This window comes from Pseudomonas sp. Eth.TT006 (assembly GCF_054456575.1).
Window position 1 is genome coordinate 122,410 of the sequence record NZ_JBTJEN010000005.1, and the last position, 18,020, is coordinate 140,429.

The window sequence follows — 18,020 nt, forward strand, 5'->3', positions numbered from 1 at the left end:
TGCCGCAGGCTGCGATCTTTTCGCTTTCAATCCGGCCAGTTCCACGCCGGCTCATCCAGCACCCGCTGCCCGACGATCCCGGTCTGCCCCAGGTTCTTCTCCAGCACGATGCAATTGCACTGCGCATCTTCCTGTAGCGCTGAAATCAATCTGCGCGCATGCGACACCACCCACACCTGACACTCCTGCGACGCACGGATGATCAAGCGTGCCAACGCCGGCAGCAGGTCCGGGTGCAGACTGGTTTCCGGTTCGTTCAGCACCATCAGCGTCGGTGGACGTGGCGTCAGCAATGCCGCGATCAGCAGCAGGTAACGCAAGGTCCCGTCCGACAACTCCGCTGCCGACAACGGTCGCAACAACCCCTCCTGATAAAACTCGATGGCAAAGCGGCCGCCGGCCAGCGGCGCGATGTTCAGCCGTGCGCCGGGAAACGCGTCGCTGATTGCTGCCTGCAACGCCTCGGGGTCGCCGATCTCCATGATGGTCTGCAACGCTGCCGCCAGATCGCGGCCGTCGTGGTGCAGCACCGGCGTGCGGGTGCCCAGTTGCGGTTGGCGCGCCGGGGCGTCGGCGTCGCTGCGAAAGTGATCGTAGAAACGCCAGCGGCGGATGAACTCGCGCATCTGGAACACTTCCGGCGAACTGCGCAGGCTGCCGACCTGATCGAACAGGCTGTCGAAGTTCGGCGTGTGCTGCGCCAGCACGTCCCAACTGCGCCCTTCGCGGGCGCGGATCATTGGGCCGTTGCGGTCCACCAGCAGGCTGGCCGGGCGATACAGCGGGCCGGCCCAGATGCATTCGCGCTTGATCTGCGGATCGAGGCTGAAGCGCGAGGGGCTGGGATGGCTGTCCCCCGGCACCATGAAATGTCCGTTGGAGTCAGGCAGCCCGAGGCTGATGGAGTAGCTGAAATCCTCGCCGGCAAAGCCCAGGCGCAGGCGTTTGACACCCTGACGCACCGTCGCCTCGACCGCCACTTCGCCGCTGCGCATGCGCCGGCTGAGGGTTTCCGGGCCGGCCCAGAACGTCGAATCCAGCCCGCCCTCGCGCGCCAGCGCATTCACCACGCCGCCCTGAGCGGTCTCCGCCAGCAGGCGCAAGGCCCGATAAAGATTGGACTTGCCGCTGCCGTTGGGGCCGGTGATCAGGTTCAGCCGGCCCAGCGGAATCACCAGTTTGTTGATCGAGCGGTAATTGGCCACGGCCAGGGTCTTGAGCATGAAAATCCTTCTCTTGAGGCGACCACTGTAGGAGCTGCCGCAGGCTGCGATCTTTTGATCTTGCTTTTATAAAGTCTAAAGATCGCAGCCTGCGGCAGCTCCTACAGGGAAAAATCGAGATCGCGCGAGCGAACGTTGAACCCTGTTCTAAGCTCACAGTCGTATCGTCACTTGCACGTTCGTACACAGGAAGGAGTCTGCATGGCGAGTCCCGGATTGAAAACAGTTGTCGTGCTGAGCCTGTTCACCTTGCTGACCGCTTGCGGCAAGAAGGACGCTCCGGCGGAGTACCTGCCACGGGTCTTTGTGCAAGAGGTCAAACCGGCCAATTACGCGGCCGCCGTGACCCTCACCGGCGACGTGCAGGCCCGGGTGCAGACCGAACTGTCGTTCCGCGTCGGTGGCAAGATCATCCAGCGCATGGTCGATGTCGGCGACCGGGTCAGCGCCAAGCAGGTGCTGGCCAGACTCGATCCCAAGGATTTGCAGACCAACGTCGATTCCGCTCAGGCCCAGGTCATTGCCGAGCAGGCGCGGGTCAAACAGAGCGCGGCGGCGTTCGTGCGGCAGCAGAAACTGTTGCCCAAGGGCTACACCAGCCAGAGTGAATTCGATTCCGCGCAAGCCGCGTTGCGCAGCAGCCAGAGCGCACTGAGCGCGGCGCAGGCGCAATTGGCCAACGCCAAGGACCAGTTGAGCTACACCGCACTGATCGCTGATGCACCGGGGGTTATCACCGAGCGTCAGGCCGAAGTCGGGCAAGTGGTCCAGGCCACCGCGCCAATGTTCAAACTGGCCCGCGATGGCGAGCGCGACGCGGTGTTCAACGTTTATGAGTCGCTGCTGGCCGAGCGTCCGGCGGATCCTTCGATTGTCGTCAGCCTGCTGGATAACCCGGAGATCAAGACCACCGGCACGGTGCGCGAAATCACCCCGGCGGTGTCGGCGCAGTCCGGCACCGTGCAAGTCAAGGTCAGCCTCGACAGCCTGCCGCCGGGCATGCAACTGGGCTCGGTGGTCAGCGCCACGGCCAAGGGCAGCGGCAAATCGGCAGTGGAGTTGCCATGGTCGGCGCTGACCAAAAGCATCAGCGATCCGGCGGTGTGGATGGTCGACGACAAAGGTGAAGCGCAGCTGCACAACGTCACCGTCGGCCGCTACCTGATCGGCAAGGTCATCATCAGCGACGGTCTCAAGGGCGGCGAGAAAGTGATTGTCGCCGGTGGGCAACTTTTGCACCCGGGCATGAAAGTCGAAATTGCCGAAAACACTTACGAAGGTCTGCAGCCGGGAGCACAGCCATGAAGCGTCTGGGGCTGTTATCCATCGGTGTGCTGCTGGCCGCCTGCTCGAAAAACGAGCCACCACCGGAGCCGGTACGGCCGGTGCTGTCGATAAAAGTCCAGGCGCTGAACGAGGAAACCCTCGGGCGCTTCGCCGGCAGCATTCAGGCGCGTTACGAGAGCAACACCGGGTTCCGCGTCGGCGGACGTATCGCCAGCCGTAACGTCGATGTCGGCGCCGAAGTGCAGAAGGGCACGCTGCTGGCGACCCTCGACCCGTCCGATCAGCAGAACCAGTTGCGCTCGGCGCAAGGCGATCTGGCCCGGGTCCAGGCACAACTGATCAACGCCCAGGCCAACGCCCGCCGGCAGCAGGCGCTGTTTGATCGCGGGGTTGGCGCGCAGGCGCAACTGGACATCGCCACCACCGACCTGAAAACCACCCAGGCCTCGCTTGAGCAGGCGCGGGCGGCGGTCAATCAAAGCCAGGATCAACTGAGCTACACCGAACTGCGTTCCGACCACAAAGCCGTAGTCACCGCATGGAACGCCGAGGCCGGGCAAGTGGTGACGGCGGGGCAGCAAGTGGTGACCCTGGCGCAACCGGACATCAAGGAAGCGGTGATCGATCTGCCGGCCGGCCTGGTCGATCAGATCCCGTCCGATGTAGTGTTTCTGGTGGCCGGGCAACTCGACCGGAGCATCAACACCACCGCAACCATTCGCGAAATCGAACCACAGGCGCAAAGCGCCACGCGCACCCGCCGCGCGCGGCTGACCCTGGCCAGTACCCCGGAGGGTTTCCGCCTCGGCACCGCGATCAGCGTGACCCTCAGTTCGGCGATCAAACCGCGCATCGAATTGCCCGCCACTGCTCTGCAGGAAGCCGACGGCAAGACCCGCATCTGGGTGATCGACACCCAAAGCAAAACCGTCGCCCCGCGTGACGTCAACGTGATCAGCCGTACCGACGGCACCGTGGTGCTGGCCGGCGGGGTCAAATCCGGCGAGCGAGTGGTCAGTGCCGGCGTCAACAGTCTCAAACCCGGACAAGCCGTGAAACTCGACGAGGACAGTCAATGAAAGGCTCTTTCAACCTCTCCGAATGGGCCCTCAAGCATCAGTCGTTCGTCTGGTACCTGATGTTCGTCGCGTTGCTGATGGGGGTGTTCTCCTACTTCAATCTGGGGCGTGAAGAAGACCCGTCGTTCACCATCAAGACCATGGTGATCCAGACCAAATGGCCGGGCGCGACCCAGGAGGAAACCCTCAAGCAGGTCACCGACCGCATCGAGAAAAAACTCGAAGAGCTCGACTCTCTCGACTACGTGAAAAGTTACACGCGCCCCGGCGAATCGACGGTGTACGTGTACCTGCGCGACACCACCAGCGCCAAGGACATCCCGGAAATCTGGTACCAGGTGCGCAAGAAGATCGATGACATTCGTGGCCAGTTTCCCCAAGGCATTCAAGGGCCGGGATTCAACGACGAGTTCGGTGATGTGTACGGCTCGGTCTACGCATTCACCGCCGACGGCCTGACCATGCGCCAGCTGCGCGATTACGTCGAACAGGCCCGCGCTGAGATCCGCAACGTTCCGGGGCTGGGCAAGATCGAGATGATCGGCCAGCAGGACGAAGTGATTTACCTGAACTTCTCCACGCGCAAACTTGCGGCACTGGGCATCGACCAGCGCCAGGTGGTGCAAAGCCTGCAATCGCAGAACGCCGTGACCCCGGCGGGGGTGATCGAGGCCGGCCCGGAGCGCATTTCGGTGCGCACCTCGGGCCAGTTCGCTTCGGAAAAAGATCTGGGCGAGGTCAATCTCAAGCTCAATGACCGCTTCTATCGTCTGGCGGATATCGCCGATATCAGCCGCGGTTACGTCGACCCCGCCACCCCGGAATTCCGCTTCGACGGCAAACCGGCGATCGGCCTGGCGATTGCCATGCAGAAGGGTGGCAACGTCCAGGAATTCGGCAAGGCGTTGCATGCACGTATCGATCAGGTCACCGCGGATCTGCCGGTGGGCGTTGGCGTGCACACCGTGTCCGATCAGGCCGTGGTGGTCGAAGAGGCGGTCGGCGGCTTCACCAGTGCGCTGTTCGAAGCGGTGGTGATCGTGCTGGTGGTCAGCTTCATCAGCCTTGGCGTACGCGCCGGGCTGGTGGTGGCGTGCTCGATTCCGCTGGTGCTGGCGATGGTCTTTGTGTTCATGGAATACAGCGGCATCACCATGCAGCGGATTTCCCTCGGTGCGCTGATCATCGCCCTCGGCCTGTTGGTGGACGACGCGATGATCACCGTGGAAATGATGGTCACGCGCCTGGAAATGGGCGAGAGCAAGGAGCAGGCGGCGACATTCGCCTACACCTCGACGGCATTCCCGATGCTCACCGGTACCCTGGTGACCGTGGCCGGTTTTGTGCCCATCGGCCTCAACGCCAGTTCTGCCGGCGAGTACACCTTCACTCTGTTCGCGGTGATCGCGGTGGCGATGCTGGTGTCGTGGGTGGTGGCGGTGTTCTTTGCCCCGGTGATCGGCGTGCACATCCTCAGCACCAACGTGAAACCGCATGACGCCGAGCCGGGGCGCATCGGTCGCGCGTTCAACAGCGGTTTGCTGTGGAGCATGCGCAATCGCTGGTGGGCCATCGGCATTACCGTGCTGCTGTTTGTGCTGGCGGTGTTCTGCATGCGCTTTGTGCAGAACCAGTTCTTCCCGTCCTCGGACCGCCCGGAAATCCTCGTCGACCTGAACCTGCCGCAAAACGCTTCGATCGACGAAACCCGCAAGGCCGTCGACAAGCTCGAAGCGACGCTCAAGGGTGATCCGGACATCGTGCGCTGGAGCACCTATATCGGTCAGGGCGCGATCCGTTTTTACCTGCCCCTCGACCAGCAACTGCAGAATCCGTACTACGCGCAACTGGTGATCGTCAGCAAAGACTTCGAGGCCCGCGAAGCCCTGAGCCAGCGCCTGCGTGAGCGCTTGCACAAGGACTTCGTCGGCATCGGCAGTTACGTGCAGGCCCTGGAAATGGGCCCGCCGGTAGGGCGGCCGATCCAGTACCGGATCAGCGGCAAGGATATCGATCAGGTGCGCCGGCACGCCATCGACCTGGCCACCGAGCTGGACAAGAATGAGCACATCGGCGAGATCATTTACGACTGGAACGAGCCGGGCAAAGTCCTGCGCATCGACATCGCCCAGGACAAGGCGCGCCAGCTCGGGCTGTCGTCCGAAGACGTGGCGAAACTGATGAACAGCATCGTCAGCGGTGCGCCGCTGACCCAGGTCAACGACGACATCTACCTGATCAACGTGGTTGGCCGGGCGGTGAATTCCGAACGCGGGACGCCGGAAACCCTGCAGAACCTGCAGATCGTCACGCCCAATGGCACGTCGATTCCGCTGCTGGCGTTCGCCACCGTGCGTTACGAGCTGGAGCAGCCGCTGGTGTGGCGCCGCGACCGCTTGCCGACCATCACCATCAAGGCCTCGGTGCGCGACGAGATCCAGCCGACCGATCTGGTGAAACTGCTCAAGCCGAGCATTGATGCCTTCGCCGAAAAACTGCCGGTCGGCTACAAAGTCGCCACCGGCGGTACGGTCGAGGAAAGCGGCAAGGCCCAAGGCCCGATTGCCAAGGTCCTGCCGTTGATGCTGTTCCTGATGGCGACTTTCCTGATGATCCAGTTGCACAGCGTGCAGAAGATGTTCCTGGTGGCGAGTGTCGCGCCGCTGGGGCTGATCGGCGTGGTGCTGGCGCTGGTGCCGACCGGTACGCCGATGGGCTTCGTCGCGATCCTCGGGATTCTGGCGCTGATCGGCATCATCATCCGCAACTCGGTGATCCTCGTGACGCAGATCGACGAGTTCGAGAAAAACGGCTCCGCGCCGTGGGATGCGGTGGTGGAGGCGACCGAGCACCGGCGCCGGCCGATCCTGCTGACCGCCGCGGCGGCGAGCATGGGCATGATCCCGATTGCCCGCGAAGTGTTCTGGGGTCCGATGGCCTACGCGATGATCGGCGGGATTGTGGTCGCGACGCTGCTGACGCTGCTGTTTTTGCCGGCGCTGTATGTGGCCTGGTACAAGATTCGCGAGCCGCAGAAAGATAACGCGTAAAGCAAAAGCAAAGATCGCAGCCTGCGGCAGCTCCTACACGGGATTACCTGTAGGAGCTACCGCAGGCTGCGATCTTTTGCGCTTCAACCAACCCGCCGCCAGACACTGGCCAGCCAAGGCTGCTGCTCGCGCGGCAACCCCGCCGGCCGGTAGTAATGCTCAAGCTCCACGAACCTTGCCGCTGTCAGCAACCCGCGCCATGCCTTCAGGTCGTGATACGAACCATAGCGCGGCCCGTTCCAGCCCTCACGGTTATCCCCACGCGGATTGGAGCTGAACAACACCCCACCGGGTTTCAGCGTGCCGTGCAGTTGCTGGAGCACCCGTGGCAACTCCTGCAACGGCACATGAAACAGCACCGCATTGGCGAAGATGCCGTCGAAGCGCTCAGTCGGCAGATCGAGTTTGAGAAAGTCCTGACACCACACTTCACAGCCACTGTCTGCACGCGCCATCTGTGCAAATTTTTCCGCGCCATCGAGGCCGACGGCGGTGTGCCCCAGGCGGGTGAACGTCTGCAAATCACGGCCCGGACCACAGCCGAAATCGAGAATGTTGAATGGCGCATGGCCGTGGATATGCCGCAGCAGCGCGTCGATATTCTGGCTGACATCGTGATCGCGGGTGCCTTCGCGGAAGTCTTCGGCGACCGCGTTGTAGTGGCCGAGGGTGGTGGCGGTGATCTGCTGCAGATCGGTAGGCGTCTGTTTCATGGTCGAGGGCTGCGCGGCATCTGAGATGTGCCGAATATACGCCATCGGGTTCAGGGCTGCTGTGCAGCCATTCGCGAGCAAGCCCGCTCCCACAGGGGACGCATTCCAAATGTGGGAGCGGGTTTGCTCGCGAAAGCGCTTTCACAGGCGCAGCATGACTCCAGATCAGACTCAGCGCTTGTTCAAACCCCGCGCCAGACGATCCCCACCCAACTGAATCACCGCCACCAACGCCACCAGCAACACAATCACTGTCAGCATGATCTGGCTGTCAAAACGCTGATAGCCATAGCGGTAAGCGATATCGCCCAGACCACCCGCGCCAATCGCCCCGGCCATGGCCGACGAGTTGATCATCGTCACCAGAGTAATGGTGAACCCGCCGACAATCCCCGGCAGTGCTTCAGGCAGCAGCACGTGCCAGACGATGTGCCAGCGCCGGCAGCCCATCGCCTGCGCGGCTTCGATCAGACCATGATCGACTTCGCGCAAACTCACTTCGGCAATTCGCGCAAAGAACGGCGTCGCGGCAATCGTCAGCGGCACCACGGCCGCCCACACGCCGTAGGTGGTGCCGACAATCAGCCGGGTGAACGGAATCAGCGCGACCATCAGAATCAGGAACGGGATCGAACGAAACAGGTTCACGAACGCGCCCAACGCGCGGTTGAGCACGGGCGCGGCGTAGATCCCGCCCTTGTCGCTGGTGACCAGAATCACCGCCATCGGAATTCCCGCCAGCAAAGCGATCAGCGACGACACGCCGACCATCAGAAAGGTGTCGATGAAACCCTGCAGCAAGCGATCAAACCACATAACCCAGCACCTCCACCCGTTGCGCCCATTGCCCGGCGCGCTCGCGCAATTGCTCGGCGCTAAACGCCGAGCCACTGACGGCCAGCAATAATTGCCCCAGCGCATGCCCCTGAATCCGTTCCACACCGCCCTGCAGCAACTTCACCCGGCCACCGAGGGCAGCGAACAACGCCGCCAGATCCGGCTCATCGTTGGCACTGCCGGTGAACTGCAAACGCAATACCACGGCGGCATCGGAGGAGGGCGCTTGCGTATGCAAGCGGCTCTGCAGTTCTTCCGGCAACGCGTGTTGCAGCGGTGCGAGCAAGGTCTGGCTGACTTCGTGTTGCGGATTGCCGAACACTTCCCAGACCGGGCCTTGCTCGACGATCCGTCCATGCTCCAGCACCACCACGCGGTGGCAGATCTCGCGGATCACTGCCATCTCATGAGTGATCAACACGATGGTCAGGCCCAGGCGCTGGTTGATCTCGCGCAACAGGCCGAGGATCGACTGGGTGGTCTCCGGATCCAGCGCCGAGGTCGCTTCGTCGCACAACAGAATGTCCGGGTCATGCACCAGCGCGCGGGCAATGCCGACACGCTGTTTCTGCCCGCCGGAAAGCTGTGCCGGATAAGCCTTGTGTTTGGTTTGCAGACCGACCAGTTCGAGCAGTTCGCGGACTTTTTTCTCGCGTTGTTCCTTCGGCACGCCAGCGACTTTCAGCGGCAGCTCGACGTTCTGCCTCACGGTCTTGGCCGACATCAGGTTGAAGTGCTGGAAGATCATGCCGATGCGTCGACGCAGAGCAACCAGGCGGTCCTCATCGAACTCGCCGATGTCGACCTGATCGATCAGCACACGCCCCGACGTCGGCTGTTCCAGCCGATTGATGGTGCGGATCAGCGACGACTTGCCGGCGCCGCTGCGGCCGATGATGCCGAACACCTCACCGCGCTGGATCGCCAGATCAATGCCTTGCAGCGCCGCGACCGGGCCTTGGCGGCCGTCGTAGGTTTTGCCCAGACCGATGAAGCGCACATGGGCGCGATTCAGTTCGGGATGCAGTTCGGTTTTTTCAGCGGTTTTTGGCTCTGGAGTCTCCAGTCGCCGTTGGATCGCGGCCGTCATGCTCAGCTTTCCCAACCGGGCTGATACAGCTTGCCGTGGGCTTTATCCAGCGCGGCGCGCACGGCCGGCGAATGCTGGTAGATGTCGACGAATTTGATCAGGCGCGGATCGTTTTTGCTCTTGGGCTGGATGACGAACTGGATCACGTATTCCTTGTGGTCGAGGCCGTCGAACAGCAACGCCGAGCCGGAATCAAAAGTCTTCGCCAGACGGATGTAGGCCGGGTAGCCCTGTACCAGATCGGCGTCGTCATAGGCGCGCACCAGTTGCACGGCTTCGACCTGAAGGATTTTGATTTTCTTCGGATTGGCGACGATGTCGTCTTCGGTGGCCTTGTAGCCGACGCCGGGTTTGAGGGTGATCAGGCCAGCCTTGGCCAGCAGCTGCAGGCCGCGCCCGCTGTTGATCGGGTCATTGGCGATGGCGACGCTGGCGCCCTCGGGCAACTCATCGAAGCTTTTGTATTTCTTCGAGTAGAGGCCGACGTTGTTGATGATCCCCGGGGCGAACGGCACCAGGTCAAAACCGGCGGCGGCCTTGGCGTTCTCGAGGAACGGGATGTGCTGGAAATAGTTCACGTCAATGTCGCCGGCGGCGAGGCTGACATTCGGCGCGATCCAGTCGGTGAACTCCACCAGCTCGACTTTCAGGCCTTGTTTGGACGCTTCTTCGACGGCGGCTTCCAGCGGAATGGCGAACGCCGCGGTGGTGCCGATTTTCAACGGCGCATCGGCGGCGAACACCGCCGAGCTGAACAGGCCGAAGGCCAGGGCCAGTGCTTTGACTGGGTGGGTGAGGAATTTCTGGGTCATGGTGGTTTTTCCAGTCAGTGCATAAGGTTTGTGGTGTCTGTTTGGGCCTCATCGCTGGCAAGCCAGCTCCCACAGGGATGTACGGTGTTCACAAACCCTTTGGGAGCTGGCTTGCCAGCGATGCTTTTAGCGGCGGAACGAAGAACCGGTGTGTTGTTCCGGTAACTGTGCCGCCCCGTGAAACAGTTTTTCGCGCAAGCTGCCGCTGTCATACGCCGTCTTGTACGACCCACGCCGCTGCAACTCCGGAATCACCCGATCAATGAAATCGACGTAGCTTTCCGGGGTGACGATGCGGGTCAGGTTGAAGCCGTCCAGGCCGGTTTCGGCGATCCACGATTCCAGTTCGTCCGCCACTTGCTCAGGCGAGCCGACCACGGTGATGTAGCGGCCACCGAGGGCGTGCTGATCGAGCAGTTTGCGTCGGGTCCAATCGTTGTTCTGCAGATTTTTGGTCGCGGACTGGATGGCGTTGCTCTTGACGTACTGGATCGGTTCGTCGATTTCGTATTGGGAAAAGTCGATGCCAGTGGACGCCGAAAAGTGCGCCACGCCGGCCTCGGCACTGGCGTAGCTCAGGTACTCGGCGTGCTTGGCCCAGGCCGCTTCTTCGGTCTCGCCGACAATCACGTTGAGGCCCATGAACACCTTGATGTCTTCGGCTTTGCGCCCGGCTTCAACGGCGCTGGCGCGGACCTTGTCCACTTGCACCTTCGTCGACGGTTTGTTCTGGCCGCTGATGAACACGCACTCGGCGTGGCGTCCGGCGAACAGCAGGCCGCGATCGGAACTGCCAGCCTGGAACAGCACGGGCGTGCGCTGCGGTGACGGCTCGCAGAGGTGATAACCCTCGACCTGGTAGAACTCGCCCTTGTGCTCGACCTTGTGCACTTTTTCCGGGTTGGCGTAGATCCGCTGTTCGCGATCGTTGAGCACTGCGCCGTTTCCCCAACTGCCTTCCCAGAGTTTGTACAGCACCTGCAGGTACTCGTCGGCCTGGTCATAGCGGCGGTCATGCTCGACCTGTTCGCTGAGGCCCATCGCCTTGGCGGCGCTGTCCAGATAACCGGTAACGATGTTCCAGCCGACCCGCCCGCGGCTCAGATGATCGAGCGTCGACATGCGTCGGGCGAACAGATACGGCGGCTCGTAGGTGAGGTTGGCGGTGAGGCCGAAGCCGAGGTTTTTCGTCACCGCGGCCATCGCCGAGACCAGCAGCAGCGGATCATTGACCGGCAACTGGATCGACTCTTTCAGCGTGACATCCACCGAGTTCTGGTAGACGTCGTACACGCCGACGATGTCGGCGATGAACAGGCCGTCGAACAGCCCGCGCTCCAGCAACTGCGCCAGTTCGGTCCAGTACTCAATGGTGTTGTAACGCGTCGAGGTGTCGCGCGGATGCGTCCACATGCCGTGATTGATGTGGCCGATGCAGTTCATGTTGAACGCGTTGAGCAGGATCTTTTTCTTGCTCATCAGATGGTGCCCCGCAGTGGCGGTTTTTCATCGTTGAGGTAGTAATTGCCCACCGCGTGATACTTCCAGCGCACCGGGTCGTGCAGGGTGTGCACCCGGGCATTGCGCCAGTGACGGTCGAGGCCGTGCTCGCTCAGGGTCGCCTGGCTGCCGGCCAGTTCGAACAGCGTGCTGCCGGCGGCGAGGGAGATTTCGGTGCTGATGGCCCGCGCTTCGGCAACCGCAATCGAGGCGGCGGCGACAGTCTCGGCATTCGGTTCGGCTTGCGCGGCGTCAAGAAATTCACCGGCGCGTTCAAGCAGCGCTTCGGTGGCGTGCAGGCGAATGCTCAAGTGGCCGAAGCTTTTCAGGGTCAACGGGTCTTCGGTGGCCTTGTCGTTGCCGGAGTCGATCCACGGACGGGTTTTGCTGCGCACAAAGTGCAGCGCGTCTTCATAGGCGGCGCGGGCGATGCCGGTGTCGATGGCGGCGTGAAGGATCTGCGCCAGCGGGCCGACCGTGGTCGGGCGCTCGAACGCGCTCTGGAACGGGATCACGTCTTCGGCGGCGACGTACACATCTTCGAACACCACCGAACCGCTGCCGGTGGTGCGCTGGCCGAAGCCGCTCCAGTCGTCGATCACGGTCAGGCCTTGACTGTCTCGCGGGACGAACGCCAGTTGCTGCACGCCGTTTTCATCGACCACCGAGGTCGGGATGCGCTGCGCGTAGATCGCCCCGGTCGCATAAAACTTGCGACCGTTGATGCGGTAACCATCGCCGTCACGTTTGAGGCTGGTGACACGATCATGGGCGGTTTTGGTCCCGAGTTCCGCCAGGGCGTTGCCGAAACGCTGGCCGGCCAGTACCTCGGCGTACAGGCGTTGTTGCTGCTCGTGGCTGCCGTTTACCCGCAGCACTTCGAGCGCATAGAAATGGTTCTGCGGAATCTGCCCGAGGGAGCCATCGGCCTGGGCGATCAGGGCGATGACTTTGGCCAGGGTCACATTGGATACACCGGCGCCGCCGTAGGCCTTGGGCACGCTGATGCCCCACAGGCCGGAGCGGGAAAACACATCGAGTTCGGGCAGCGGCAGGCGGCGTTCGCGGTCGCGCACGGCGCTGTCGCGCTTGAAATCTTCGGCCAGGTCGCTGGCGACGATCAGGGCTTGCTCATCGCTGGTGATGACCGCGACGGGATGGGAAAAAGTCATAGGTTTCTCTCCAGAGGTCTGGTCAGATCCAGGAATGGCGGGCCGGCAACGTACCGTTGAGGCGATAGGCGCCCACCGCGTGATATTTCCAGCGCACCGGGTCGTGCAGGGTGTGCACCCGGGCGTTGCGCCAGTGGCGGTCGAGATTGAATTCGGCGAGGGTCGCGCGGCTGCCGGCCAGTTCGAAGAGTTTTTCGCTGGCCAGCAGCGAGATTTCGGTGGTCAGCACTTTGGCTTCGGCCACGGCAATCGAGGCGCGGGCGGCGGACTCGGCGGTGAGCGGCGCGGCGTGCACCTGATCCAGCACTTGCCCGGCCTTGCGCAGCAGCGCTTCGGCGGCGTGCAGTTCGATTTTCAGTTTGCCGATGTCGGCGATCACGTAGAGGTCATCGCTGGCACGTTCGACCTTGGCGTCGATCCACGGCCGCGCGCGGGTTTTGACGAATTCGATGGCATCGTCGATGGCGCCACGGGCGATGCCGGCGTCGATTGCCGCTTGAATCAGTTGCGACACTGCGCCTTGGGTATTCGGCTTTTCGTTGATCTTCCAGTTGTCGATTACCAGGCTCGATTCAACCCGCACGTTGTTCAGCAGAATCGTGCCGCTGGCGGTGGTGCGCTGACCGAAGCCCGACCAGTCATCAACAATGCGCAATCCCGGTGTACCGCGGCGGACGAAGGCCAGCACCTGCTTGCCTTCATCGTTGAGCGCCTTGACGGCAACCCAGTGCGCGAACAGCGCGCCGGTGGAATAGAACTTCTGGCCGTTGATCACGTAATCATCGCCGTCGGCAGTGATCCGCGCTTTCAATTCCAGGGTGTTTTTGGTGCCGCGTTCCGGGCCGGCATTGCCGATCCGCCAGCCTTCCAGAACGCTTTGGAACAGCTGCTTTTTCTGCGCTTCGGTGGCGCTGCCGAGCACCAGATTGATGATGCCGAACTGGTTTTGCGGAATCTGTCCCAGCGCCGGGTCGGCGGCGGAAATGATCGCGAACACCTCGGCCAGGGTGACGAACGAAACCTGCGGGCCGCCGTACTCACGCGGAATGGCAATGCTGCCGAGGCCGCTGCGGGTGAACTGTTCGATTTCCGACCATGGCAGCTTGCGCTGGCGGTCACGTTTGGCCGCCTGCACGCGGGCGACTTGCGCCAGTTCGTGGGCGGCCTTGAGGGCCTGGGCGTCGTTGCGCAGGATCTGCGCAGGCAACAACAACGGGGCGATGTCCAGATCCGACTGGAGGTTTGCGTCTGCCAGACTGGACATCAGTGCCACTCCCTGGCTGCACGCAATGCCCTGGCGATCTGCACTGGGGTGATTGTGTTCCGGACCATGGTACCTACCTCACATCTCATGAAAAACGCCGCGAAGTGCGGCGAACGAAAGAATGTCCGGTGGTCCGGTGTATATACCCTAAGCGTGTATAAAAATTAAATAAACTAACTTTTAGGAATATGTATAGAAGAGGTGGTGGTCGCGTAATTAATGGTTTTTCGAAGCTCGAGCGATTCCGTGGCGAGGGAGCTTGCTCCCGCTGGGCGGCGAAGCGCCCCGGAAACCTGCACGTCCGGTCCTTTCAGTTAAACCGCAGTGTCCGTGTTGCGACTGCTGCGCAGCCGAGCGGGAGCAAGCTCCCTCGCCACAAAGCATTGAGGTTCAGTCGTTGCGTGATTCGGCGGCCTTGAGTTCGGGGTGCAGACGCACCTTCAGGTAAGGATTGGCGCAGCCAATCTTCAACGTCCGGGGCGGCGCCCAGCGCGAGTTGTTGCCGACCCAGTCGAGGATGCAATACGTCACATCCAGCCGCAGATCCTCGCCACCCTCAAGGATGATCGCCGGCGGCACCCAGACCTGGATTGGCTGCCCGACATCGGCTGCGCTGATCTTCGGCAGGTCCATGCGCGCATCGCCCCAACGCAACGTGATTTCGTCGTCCTCGGCCATGTTCGGGTAAGGCTCGATGGTCAGCGGCACGCCGCGTTTGATCTGGTTGGGATTCACACCATGGCGGCGGATGGTCTCGGGCAGCATGACCGGCGCCAGTTGCTGATTCTCGTCACCGCACAACGCTGAAGGCTGGCCGCCGGGGCAGTCGAGTTTGACTTGCACCCGGGTGGCCGCCGACAGCGCCGGCCCCTGACCGACCTGCATCACCCGGTAGTGAATGCGTGCGGTGCCACTGGCGATGAAACTCTCCGGAACCCGCAGGCTGACCGCGCTGCCGAGGTCTTCGCTGATCAGCACCCGCGAGGCGACGTAGCAGTTGTTCCAGAACAGTTCGATCAGGTCGCCGTTGTCCATGCCTTTGTAGGGCAGGACATCGATCAGCAAGTGCGCCGCTGCGGCCAGGTTGATGGCGTTGTTTTGCACGCAGGCCAGGGTCGGCGCTGCCAGTTCGGGGGTAGACGAAGTACGGGGCATCGGGTTCTCTCCTTGAAATCCTGCGGCGAATTCCGTTTCTTAAAAAAAACAAAAGGCGTGGTGAATCGCTAACACAACCAGAACTTTTTATTCGGGCTGAGTACAGAGCGATTCAACTAAATAGTGCCGGTTGGCGACTAGATAAGAGGGTGCGGGAAAGTGTGTCAATGGTCGGGCTTAGTTAATCCGTAAATTACGAATTAATCAGAAGCTTCCTACGCTGATGAGGCAGATGGCCTAGCACTGTTGGCGAATAAAGCTACGGTTTCTGTGGATTTTTAGCGATTCCGGGCAGGCGTGTTTGGACCCGTATATATATATAAAAAGGTATATCGCAGATCGTTCGTATCTGTAGCCAAGCATTAAGATGCTGTATGAGAAGTTTGATGTTAAAAAGTTTTTTCGACGGGAGAGGTGAAAATAACTTCCATCCATGGAAGTTAATGGTCCTGCATCAAGTTGCTCAGGCGTGATTCAGAAACTTGCTGAGAAACTGTCGGGTACGTTCTTCTTTCGGGTTGGCGAACAACGCCTTGGCGTCGCCTTGCTCGACGATCACGCCTTTGTCGAAAAACACCACTCGGTTGGCCACGTCACGGGCAAAGCCCATTTCGTGGGTGACGATGACCATGGTGCGTTTTTCCTCAGCGAGGCCGCGAATGGTCGCCAGTACTTCGCCCACCAGTTCCGGGTCGAGGGCCGAGGTCGGCTCGTCGAACAGGATCACTTCGGGCTCCATCGCCAGCGCCCGGGCAATCGCCACGCGCTGTTGCTGACCGCCGGACAGGCGACGCGGATAAGCATCTTCCTTGCCCGCCAGACCGACTTTGGCCAACAGCTTCATGCCCAAGGCAGTGGCTTGCTCGCGGGGCATCTTCTTGACCACGATCGGCCCTTCGATGACGTTTTCCAGCGCGGTACGGTGCGGGAACAGGTTGAAGTTCTGGAACACGAAACCCACGTGCTGGCGCAGGTTGCGCACCAGGCTCTGCTGCTGGTTCAGCGGGCGGCGGGTATCGATTTCGATATCGCCGACCTTGATCCGGCCGCTGGTGGGCTGCTCAAGGAAGTTCAGGCAGCGCAGGAACGTGGTCTTGCCCGAGCCGCTGGGGCCGATGATCGCCACGACCTCGCCTTCCTTCACCTCAAGATCGATGCCTTTGAGCACCTCTTGACCCTTGAACTGCTTGGTCAGTTTTTCCACGACAATCATGGGGTCAGGACTCCTGGTCGTGCCGATTGACCCGCTCTTCCAGCTTGTTCTGCAGGTGCGACAGCACCGTGGCAAGAATCCAGTAAAGCAGTGCGGCGCTAAGGTACATGGTGAAAATTTCGAAGTTTCGGGCACTGATCAACTGTGCCTGACGTAGTAACTCCGGCACTTGGATGGTGGCAGCCTGTGCAGTGTCCTTGACCAGTGAAATAAAGCTGTTGCCCAGCGCCGGTAATGCTGTACGCATTGCCTGCGGCAGAATGGCCCGCCGCAGGGTTTGCGCACGAGTCATGCCAATGCTCGCAGCGGCCTCCCACTGACCGCGCTCGATCGAACTGATCGACGAGCGCAGGATTTCACAAATGTAAGCCGCCATGTTCAGCGAAAGACCGATCAGGGCGGCCGGGATCGGATCGAGCTCGATCCCCACCTGTGGCAAGCCAAAATAGATCACGAAAAGTTGCACCAGCAACGGCGTGCCGCGAAAAAACGACACGTAGATGCGCGCAATCCAGTTCGCCACTTTCAGGCGCGACAGGCGCATCAACGCCAGGCTGAAGCCGAGCAGGAAGCCGAAGAACATGCCACCCAGGCTGAGGATGACGGTGAAGTACATGCCCTTGAGCAAAAAGGGCATGGCCTCCCGTACGATTTGGAAAGTTGCTTCCATTATTTAGTGACGTCAGCGCTGAAGTATTTTTCCGAGAGCTTGGCCAATGTGCCGTCGGCGCGCAGCTTGTCGATGGCCTTGTTGATTGCAGCCAACAGTTCAGGCTCGCCTTTGCGCAGGGTCACGCCAGCTTCCTGGCGGGAAAACGCCTCGCCGGCGGCGGTGGTGTCCTTGGCTTTCTTGGCATATTCAAGCGCAGCCAGACGGTCGATAAGGATGGCGTCAATGCGGCCTACACGCAGGTCCTGAAACTTGGTCGGATCATCTTCATAGGTGCGCACGTCAGCGGTCGGCACGTTGGCTTTGACCCATTCCTCGTAGTTGGTGCCCAGGCCCACGCCGACTTTCTTGCCACCAAGATCGGCGGCGGATTTGATGTTCAGGTCGGCGGCTTTCTTGGTCAGCACCAGAGCCTGAATCCCGGAGACGGTGTACGGCTCGGAGAAGTCATACTTCTTCTTGCGCTCTTCGGAAATGGTCACCTGGTTGATCACAACGTCCAGACGCTTGGATTCAAGTGCCGCGAGGATGCCGTCCCATTTGGTCGTCTGAAGCTTGACCTTCACACCCAGCTCCTTGGCCAGTGCTTCAGAGAATTCGACTTCGAACCCGGACAGCTTGCCGTTCTCGTCAACGAAGCTGAACGGTGGGTAAGTGCCTTCCAGGCCGACGTTGATAACGCCTTTGTCCTTGATCTGCTGCAGCTCTTCACCGGCGGTCGCCTGGCTGATCAGGCCGGCGCTCAGTGCCAGACCCAGCGAACCGACCAGCAGATTGCGACGTAGTGCGGAAAAATTCATGACAAGCCCCTGTGTTTTCTTATGGAAGACGCTTAAGGAAAGTTGGCGAATCCGGGATTTCAATGACTGCAGTATCGTGCCCTAAAGCAGCTTATGCGTCTTGCCCGAAATTCGCCTGCGGCGCGACTATAAGATGCCTGCTTTAGACTTGAAAA

At 61.2% G+C, this 18,020-nt stretch carries 15 protein-coding genes; 3 read left to right on the forward strand and 12 right to left on the reverse strand.

Features of this window, described 5'->3' with window-relative positions; all coding sequences use genetic code 11:
- Positions 1-26: 26 nt before the first annotated feature.
- Entirely contained in the window at positions 27-1,223 is a 1,197-nt protein-coding gene (locus ACXR0M_RS10075) for an AAA family ATPase (RefSeq protein ID WP_458831763.1), read from the reverse strand.
- A gap of 201 nt (positions 1,224-1,424) precedes the next feature.
- Between ACXR0M_RS10075 and ACXR0M_RS10080 the strand changes: the two genes are divergently transcribed.
- From ACXR0M_RS10080 to ACXR0M_RS10090, 3 genes are read left to right on the forward strand one after another with little or no spacing between them, the layout of a single operon-like run.
- On the forward strand, positions 1,425-2,528 hold the full coding sequence (locus tag ACXR0M_RS10080) for an efflux RND transporter periplasmic adaptor subunit (RefSeq protein ID WP_458831764.1): 1,104 nt from the start codon (positions 1,425-1,427) through the stop codon (positions 2,526-2,528).
- Complete coding sequence (locus tag ACXR0M_RS10085; RefSeq protein WP_458831765.1) at positions 2,525-3,589, forward strand: efflux RND transporter periplasmic adaptor subunit; 1,065 nt, start codon at positions 2,525-2,527, stop codon at positions 3,587-3,589. The genes ACXR0M_RS10080 and ACXR0M_RS10085 overlap by 4 nt, the downstream gene beginning before the upstream one ends.
- Positions 3,586-6,639 carry an efflux RND transporter permease subunit gene (locus ACXR0M_RS10090; RefSeq protein ID WP_458831766.1) on the forward strand — a complete coding sequence of 1,018 codons (3,054 nt, stop codon included), beginning with the start codon at positions 3,586-3,588 and terminating at the stop codon, positions 6,637-6,639. Before ACXR0M_RS10085 ends, ACXR0M_RS10090 begins: the two co-directional genes overlap by 4 nt.
- Positions 6,640-6,722: 83 nt before the next feature.
- Here the strand turns inward: ACXR0M_RS10090 and ACXR0M_RS10095 are convergent, their stop codons facing one another.
- The 11 genes from ACXR0M_RS10095 to tcyJ all read right to left on the reverse strand — a co-directional run bounded on the left by ACXR0M_RS10095 (position 6,723) and on the right by tcyJ (position 17,865).
- Complete coding sequence (locus ACXR0M_RS10095; RefSeq protein WP_458831767.1) at positions 6,723-7,352, reverse strand: class I SAM-dependent methyltransferase; 630 nt, start codon at positions 7,350-7,352, stop codon at positions 6,723-6,725.
- Positions 7,353-7,523: 171 nt separating this feature from the next.
- Positions 7,524-8,168: a methionine ABC transporter permease gene (locus ACXR0M_RS10100; protein WP_458831768.1), complete on the reverse strand. Its 645-nt coding sequence runs from the start codon at positions 8,166-8,168 to the stop codon at positions 7,524-7,526.
- Complete coding sequence (locus tag ACXR0M_RS10105; RefSeq protein ID WP_458831769.1) at positions 8,158-9,279, reverse strand: methionine ABC transporter ATP-binding protein; 1,122 nt, start codon at positions 9,277-9,279, stop codon at positions 8,158-8,160. The genes ACXR0M_RS10100 and ACXR0M_RS10105 overlap by 11 nt, the downstream gene beginning before the upstream one ends.
- Before the next feature lie 2 nt (positions 9,280-9,281).
- Entirely contained in the window at positions 9,282-10,091 is an 810-nt protein-coding gene (locus tag ACXR0M_RS10110) for a MetQ/NlpA family ABC transporter substrate-binding protein (RefSeq protein ID WP_458831770.1), read from the reverse strand.
- Between the two features lie 126 nt (positions 10,092-10,217).
- Positions 10,218-11,570 carry an LLM class flavin-dependent oxidoreductase gene (locus tag ACXR0M_RS10115; protein WP_458831771.1) on the reverse strand — a complete coding sequence of 451 codons (1,353 nt, stop codon included), beginning with the start codon at positions 11,568-11,570 and terminating at the stop codon, positions 10,218-10,220.
- Positions 11,570-12,763 carry an SfnB family sulfur acquisition oxidoreductase gene (locus ACXR0M_RS10120; RefSeq protein WP_458831772.1) on the reverse strand — a complete coding sequence of 398 codons (1,194 nt, stop codon included), beginning with the start codon at positions 12,761-12,763 and terminating at the stop codon, positions 11,570-11,572. Before ACXR0M_RS10120 ends, ACXR0M_RS10115 begins: the two co-directional genes overlap by 1 nt.
- 22 nt (positions 12,764-12,785) lie before the next feature.
- Entirely contained in the window at positions 12,786-14,027 is a 1,242-nt protein-coding gene (locus ACXR0M_RS10125; protein ID WP_458831773.1) for an SfnB family sulfur acquisition oxidoreductase, read from the reverse strand.
- A 390-nt stretch (positions 14,028-14,417) separates the two neighbouring features.
- On the reverse strand, positions 14,418-15,182 hold the full coding sequence (locus ACXR0M_RS10130) for a hypothetical protein (protein ID WP_458831774.1): 765 nt from the start codon (positions 15,180-15,182) through the stop codon (positions 14,418-14,420).
- 463 nt (positions 15,183-15,645) lie between these two features.
- Entirely contained in the window at positions 15,646-16,395 is a 750-nt protein-coding gene (tcyN, locus tag ACXR0M_RS10135; protein WP_458831775.1) for an L-cystine ABC transporter ATP-binding protein TcyN, read from the reverse strand.
- Between the two features lie 4 nt (positions 16,396-16,399).
- Complete coding sequence (gene tcyL, locus ACXR0M_RS10140; RefSeq protein ID WP_458831776.1) at positions 16,400-17,065, reverse strand: cystine ABC transporter permease; 666 nt, start codon at positions 17,063-17,065, stop codon at positions 16,400-16,402.
- On the reverse strand, positions 17,065-17,865 hold the full coding sequence (gene tcyJ / locus ACXR0M_RS10145) for a cystine ABC transporter substrate-binding protein (protein ID WP_458831777.1): 801 nt from the start codon (positions 17,863-17,865) through the stop codon (positions 17,065-17,067). The genes tcyL and tcyJ overlap by 1 nt, the downstream gene beginning before the upstream one ends.
- Positions 17,866-18,020: the final 155 nt, after the last annotated feature.

Coding starts and splice junctions, on each gene's coding strand:
- ACXR0M_RS10075 (WP_458831763.1), bottom strand. CDS start 1,223: ATGCTCAAGACCCTGGCCGTGGCCAATTACCGCTCGATCAACAAACTG.
- ACXR0M_RS10080 (WP_458831764.1), top strand. CDS start 1,425: ATGGCGAGTCCCGGATTGAAAACAGTTGTCGTGCTGAGCCTGTTCACC.
- ACXR0M_RS10085 (WP_458831765.1), top strand. CDS start 2,525: ATGAAGCGTCTGGGGCTGTTATCCATCGGTGTGCTGCTGGCCGCCTGC.
- ACXR0M_RS10090 (WP_458831766.1), top strand. CDS start 3,586: ATGAAAGGCTCTTTCAACCTCTCCGAATGGGCCCTCAAGCATCAGTCG.
- ACXR0M_RS10095 (WP_458831767.1), bottom strand. CDS start 7,352: ATGAAACAGACGCCTACCGATCTGCAGCAGATCACCGCCACCACCCTC.
- ACXR0M_RS10100 (WP_458831768.1), bottom strand. CDS start 8,168: ATGTGGTTTGATCGCTTGCTGCAGGGTTTCATCGACACCTTTCTGATG.
- ACXR0M_RS10105 (WP_458831769.1), bottom strand. CDS start 9,279: ATGACGGCCGCGATCCAACGGCGACTGGAGACTCCAGAGCCAAAAACC.
- ACXR0M_RS10110 (WP_458831770.1), bottom strand. CDS start 10,091: ATGACCCAGAAATTCCTCACCCACCCAGTCAAAGCACTGGCCCTGGCC.
- ACXR0M_RS10115 (WP_458831771.1), bottom strand. CDS start 11,570: ATGAGCAAGAAAAAGATCCTGCTCAACGCGTTCAACATGAACTGCATC.
- ACXR0M_RS10120 (WP_458831772.1), bottom strand. CDS start 12,763: ATGACTTTTTCCCATCCCGTCGCGGTCATCACCAGCGATGAGCAAGCC.
- ACXR0M_RS10125 (WP_458831773.1), bottom strand. CDS start 14,027: ATGTCCAGTCTGGCAGACGCAAACCTCCAGTCGGATCTGGACATCGCC.
- ACXR0M_RS10130 (WP_458831774.1), bottom strand. CDS start 15,182: ATGCCCCGTACTTCGTCTACCCCCGAACTGGCAGCGCCGACCCTGGCC.
- tcyN (WP_458831775.1), bottom strand. CDS start 16,395: ATGATTGTCGTGGAAAAACTGACCAAGCAGTTCAAGGGTCAAGAGGTG.
- tcyL (WP_458831776.1), bottom strand. CDS start 17,065: ATGGAAGCAACTTTCCAAATCGTACGGGAGGCCATGCCCTTTTTGCTC.
- tcyJ (WP_458831777.1), bottom strand. CDS start 17,865: ATGAATTTTTCCGCACTACGTCGCAATCTGCTGGTCGGTTCGCTGGGT.